The organism is Bacillus cereus group sp. BfR-BA-01524 (genome assembly GCF_022662595.1).
Classification (GTDB): domain Bacteria; phylum Bacillota; class Bacilli; order Bacillales; family Bacillaceae_G; genus Bacillus_A; species Bacillus_A thuringiensis_S.
Map to the genome: position 1 here is coordinate 1 of NZ_JAKUDW010000272.1, position 513 is coordinate 513.

Here is a 513-nt window from a genome sequence, read left to right on the forward strand (position 1 = left end):
AGTGGGAATACAGGTGCAACCGGAGCAACGGGTCAGGGGCTAACAGGTCCGACTGGAATAACAGGCCCAACAGGGATAACTGGACCATCTGGAGGACCTCCTGGTCCAACGGGGCCAACTGGTGTGACAGGACCGGGTGGCGGACCGAGTGGAAGTACAGGTGCGACTGGTGCAACAGGAGCAACTGGAAATACTGGAGCAACAGGTCAGGGGCTAACAGGTCCGACGGGAAGTACAGGAGAAACAGGTGCGCAGGGGCTACAAGGAATTCAAGGAATCCAAGGGCCAATTGGCCCAACAGGTCCAGAAGGTCCGCAGGGTATTCAGGGTATTCCTGGTCCGACCGGAGTAACTGGTGAACAAGGAATCCAAGGAGTTCAGGGTATTCAAGGGGGAACGGGAGCAACAGGGGATCAAGGTCCACAAGGTATACAGGGGGCTATAGGTCCTCAAGGGGCCACAGGAGCAACAGGAGATCAAGGTCCACAAGGAATACAAGGAGTACCAGGGCCA

Annotated in this window: 1 pseudogene; it reads left to right on the plus strand. The window is 56.5% G+C overall.

The annotated features are described in order from the left end of the window. A pseudogene (locus MR170_RS31005) lies at positions 1-513 on the plus strand (collagen-like protein); the annotation flags it as partial.